The following is a 4,465-nucleotide window of genomic DNA, read 5'->3' on the forward strand; positions in this document are numbered from 1 at the left end:
TACCACCATTAACATGATTATTTTCGTAAATTTGTTCTTCATTCAAACCACTCCTTATATATAACGTAATTTCAACTCTTATAAAGAGCTAAATTACTTGTATAAGTATATCATTATTAAAACCATAAAATCGGATTCACTTATATGAAAGATAAAAGCCCTTCTTTAATTAGGAGGGCTTTTATCTTAGAACAAGAAGACTTTTAACACTTATTAATCTATTTTTTGAATACTACCTTTTATTTTGGGCAATATAAGCCCAAAAGGAGGACATTTAAAAGTGATAAAAACAACAAATAATAAACTTACAAAACGAATGACTGTAATTGAGGTAGAGACTGGAGACATCTATACACAATTTGATGAGTTAGAAGAAGGACGACTTATTGAAGATATTGCGATTACTGATAATGGCTTTAGTATCGTCGCGAGTATTTGGGGAATTAGATATTACGATAATACAGGTAAAATGATAAGAGAAATATTTAAATGGGGAGAAAAAAGTGTCGCTATTAATCCTGTAGACAATAAGACCTTAGCGATAGGTCTTGAAAATGGAACAATTGAACTTTGGGATCTTGAAAATGGTAATTTACTCAGAGTTATTAAGGATGAATTTCCAGATTGGGTTAGAACCTTAGAATTTAGTGGAGATGGTACTCGTCTGCTGTCTGGTATAGGCCATAAGATTAAAATATGGAACCCGACTAATGGTACACGTATTGGCCCAGAACATAGTTACAGTTTATTCATTAAGCCACAAATCTCATTTAGTGGAACTAAAATTTTATATCTTTCCGATAATTCACCATCCGAGCAGAATTTAATTTCAGTAGTTGATGTGGAGACAGGTCAACCAATTATACCGCAGTTTAAAAATTCGCTTTACGTAATGGCCTTATCTTTTGAACCAAATGAGAAAGAGATTATCGTTGGAGGAACTGATAATGCGTTTCTTGGTTGTAAACCAGTTAGTAATACACAGGCAGAATATTTACGTTACTCGTTAGATACTGGGCAGCAAGTAGGTCGAACGTTTGAAGGACACATACCTAGTGGGTTTCACCTACATTTATCAACTGCAAACACAGCTAACGATTTATGTATTTGCATAGACAATGAAAGTAATGTCGTACTTACTTGGAATAGAACTACCTCAAGAATTGAAAGATATATTAATTTAGACTTCAAAACTAAAGCAAAATATACTCGAATTTCTCCTAACGGAAAGTTTTATTTATTGGCCGATGAATTTTTTACTCCTGGGTTAAATCATATACCATCTAATGAACAAGAAAAATTATTTCCATGGAATAAATGCATTGGCGCCCGCTTCAATTCCTCAAACTTAGCCGATGTAACCAACAATATTATCGCATCAACTAATTACCCTGCTCCCGTTTGTGCAGGTATAAGTAAATATAATATTTTAGATGGAGTGGGAATTGGAGTTCTAGGTAAAGACAGATTGAGGTATCCAGTTCCTAATCAATCTACATTATTTTTTGCGGTTTCCCCTTCTCATAATAACCCAACAACTATTAGCTTTGATAATAAGAATAGAATTATATTGATAAATATGCCGATTTTTCTAGACATTAATCATTTGGAAGAAGATGTACAAGCACATAGAGTGAGCAGGTCTCGGTTCAATATCACAATTAAAGCTAAACCAAAGATGGTAATCCAAGGAGATTCCGCTCAAAGTTTTCAATTGGATTTTGATGGCTCAAAGCTTGATACAGATAATATAGATACATATATAATTGATCCACGTACAGTACTTGGAACGTTAGGCAGTTATGAAGCTCTTATTCAGTTAGTAGAAAAAACCGCGGAAAGTATGATAGAGGCATCTGCACCAGGGATCTCTATGTACTTATTACACTTAATAGAACATGCTCAAATACCTCAAACATGGAATAACGCTCGTGAATATGAACTTATCTTTAGAGAATTTCATTATGAAAATGTTTCAGTCCAAATTGGTAATGAAACTGAAAATGTTGAATATATTTTTTTACTTTGCTCTGCAGTTAGCCATAATTTCCCAACACCTTGCATATGTAAAGAAGAAACTAAAACTATTTCACCATTTATTGAGATGCGCCCTAATGACTCACGAAGATGGATTTCTTTAGCATTTAGTAATGATGCACTTAATACACTTGCTATGCCTCACCGTAATTCTGGAGACAGGATTCATAGAGAAGCTGGGGGAGACTTACGTAGATCTGTGAATAGTTATCATAAATCAGAAATTGGTACTTTGCATATAAATAACAATAATATTATTGCTGCAAAAGTTTCCGTAAGCGGAGGGGGGAGTCTATCCGTTAGACATATTGACCCTATATTTAAAAATACCTTAGCTTCCTCAACTGTTGGATATGATTTAAGCGCCAGTGATGTTACAATTAAATGGGACATATCATTTATATCAAATTTTAATGACGAGAATATTACAAGTGTAGTTCTAAAACCAACTGTATTCCTTTCAGCAAATAATATCCACTATAAATTCAGCTCATCTCTTCCTGGCTCATTAAACACTGCCATAACCTGGTTTCAGGAGGTATTTTTAAAAACATTAGCAACCCTTATATCTTCATTAATCATGAAACTAGGACATATTGAGCTAATGTATGATGTATTCAAAAACGATAAAGATAGTTTTAATATTGTTGATGCATGGGGAATATCATATAAAGACTCATCAATTGTTGTTATAGCAGAGGCGACTACTTGTAGACTTGGTTCCCTATAATGTGACCACGTATTTTTATAAATAATAATTTTGGAAAGTAAAAGCATTGTTTAAGTATATTTAAATAGTATGAATTATTTCTGGCTACATTAGAATATTAGGTCTACCATTTAACATTCATTTATATAGAATACACGGTCCTCCTTATTGTGGAGGGCTTTATTAAATTTTGAAGAATAATTGCTTTAATACAATATTTAAGTGTAGAAAGACATAAAACTCTAAACTAAAATATCATGAATAATCGTTAATAACTAACTATTATCATAAATTTTATATGTACTTTCATGTCACAATAACGGGACATGAAAGTCTAAACTTTTTAAACATAAAATAAGAAACGCTGAACTACTTAGCCAATAATACTACAATGCTTATGAAATATATTCATTTTAATAGTATGCACTAGTATAAAAATGAAGTGAAAATAAATCAGATCATGCTCTGATCAGTCTGCGTTTTAAGAGGGATAACATACGACATTGATTTTCAAAATCGTATAAGTGCAACTACTAGTAAACGCGATTAAATAGCATTCGTCTAAAAATGTGAATTCGTAGTATTGAAATTATTATTCAAAATTTAAGGAGCAATTAGGTAAGCAAAACTTACACTTCAGGTGAACCTGGTGGACGTGGTTTTTTTATCGGGTATCGTATCTGACGTAGTCGTCGTAAAAAATCACTCCACCATGTCCGTATAAATGGACTGCTTAAAGCTTTTTTTCTTTGTGCAGTGTCAAGGGTTTCACTGGTAGCTCGAGGATTCATTAAATTTTCTTTCTTATCACTATGTAATCTTGCATCCTCAGGTAAATGTTCAGATCCTGGATTAGTATATCTTATTACACCATTCTCAATTCGAGCAAAAAGAGCATGTCCTAACTCGTGGGCAAAGGCGAGGCTATAACTAGCTTTATCAGTGAGGAAAATACCTCCTTTAAGTTTTCCGTCTAATTTATTAACTGTGACATCAGCTAATGCACCTAAATACTCGTTCTCCAAAGGGATATAAAATACTGTTATTATGCCTGATCGCGTATACTGATTTAATAAACTTTCTCCTCGTGGACCAAGGTCCCCAAATTTAAATATATTTTGGGCATTAACTCCTTCATAAGGGAAATCTATTATTGGATTAGGGATTTCTGTTACAGAATAGCGTAATGTGATTCCCCAAATCTTTTCTGCAATTTTAATATCCTTTTCAATCCTATTGTTTCTTACAATAGCTCCTGGAGCATGTATAGTTAAATAATCTGTTTCTTCAGATATTACTTCCGTATTTGGTGTAAAAACGATAATATCCAAAAAAACATAGGGACGATGTAGGGCATAGCCTAATTTATTTACGGTTAAAAAGTTTAACAAACGGTTTATTATACTCAATATATTTACCTCCTCTACTTAATGTGAAAATCAATTAGAATATACTATATAATAAGTTATTACTTGCATTATTATCCAAAGAATCAAAAAGAATCTTGAAGATAGGGAAAAAGGTAAAGTTAAGACCATCTAACTGAACAGTATGAATTTTGTCGTTTGAACGCCCACCCGTAGTATAACGCTTATAAAAAGGAGCAACTTTGAACTGCACCCCAATTGTTAGACACAGTCTAACAATTGGAGGTGCAGTTTTTCTATGGCTAAATTTACAGCTGATGAAAAAATACAAATCGTTCTACGTTATTTGAAC

2 protein-coding genes are annotated in these 4,465 nt (G+C 32.7%); one reads left to right on the forward strand and one right to left on the reverse strand.

The window, feature by feature from the left end:
- Positions 1-280 precede the first annotated feature (280 nt).
- The gene (locus MR170_RS29805) at positions 281-2,767 is read left to right on the forward strand and encodes a WD40 repeat domain-containing protein (protein ID WP_242310488.1); all 2,487 of its coding nucleotides are present in this window, start codon (positions 281-283) and stop codon (positions 2,765-2,767) included.
- 608 nt (positions 2,768-3,375) lie between these two features.
- On the opposite strand, the gene MR170_RS29810 is transcribed toward MR170_RS29805, so the two are convergent.
- A complete protein-coding gene (locus MR170_RS29810; protein ID WP_242310490.1) occupies positions 3,376-4,155 on the reverse strand; it encodes a hypothetical protein in 780 nt (259 codons plus the stop codon).
- Between the last annotated feature and the right edge of the window lie 310 nt (positions 4,156-4,465).

It is taken from the genome of Bacillus cereus group sp. BfR-BA-01524 (assembly GCF_022662595.1).
Taxonomy (GTDB): Bacteria; Bacillota; Bacilli; order Bacillales; family Bacillaceae_G; genus Bacillus_A; species Bacillus_A thuringiensis_S.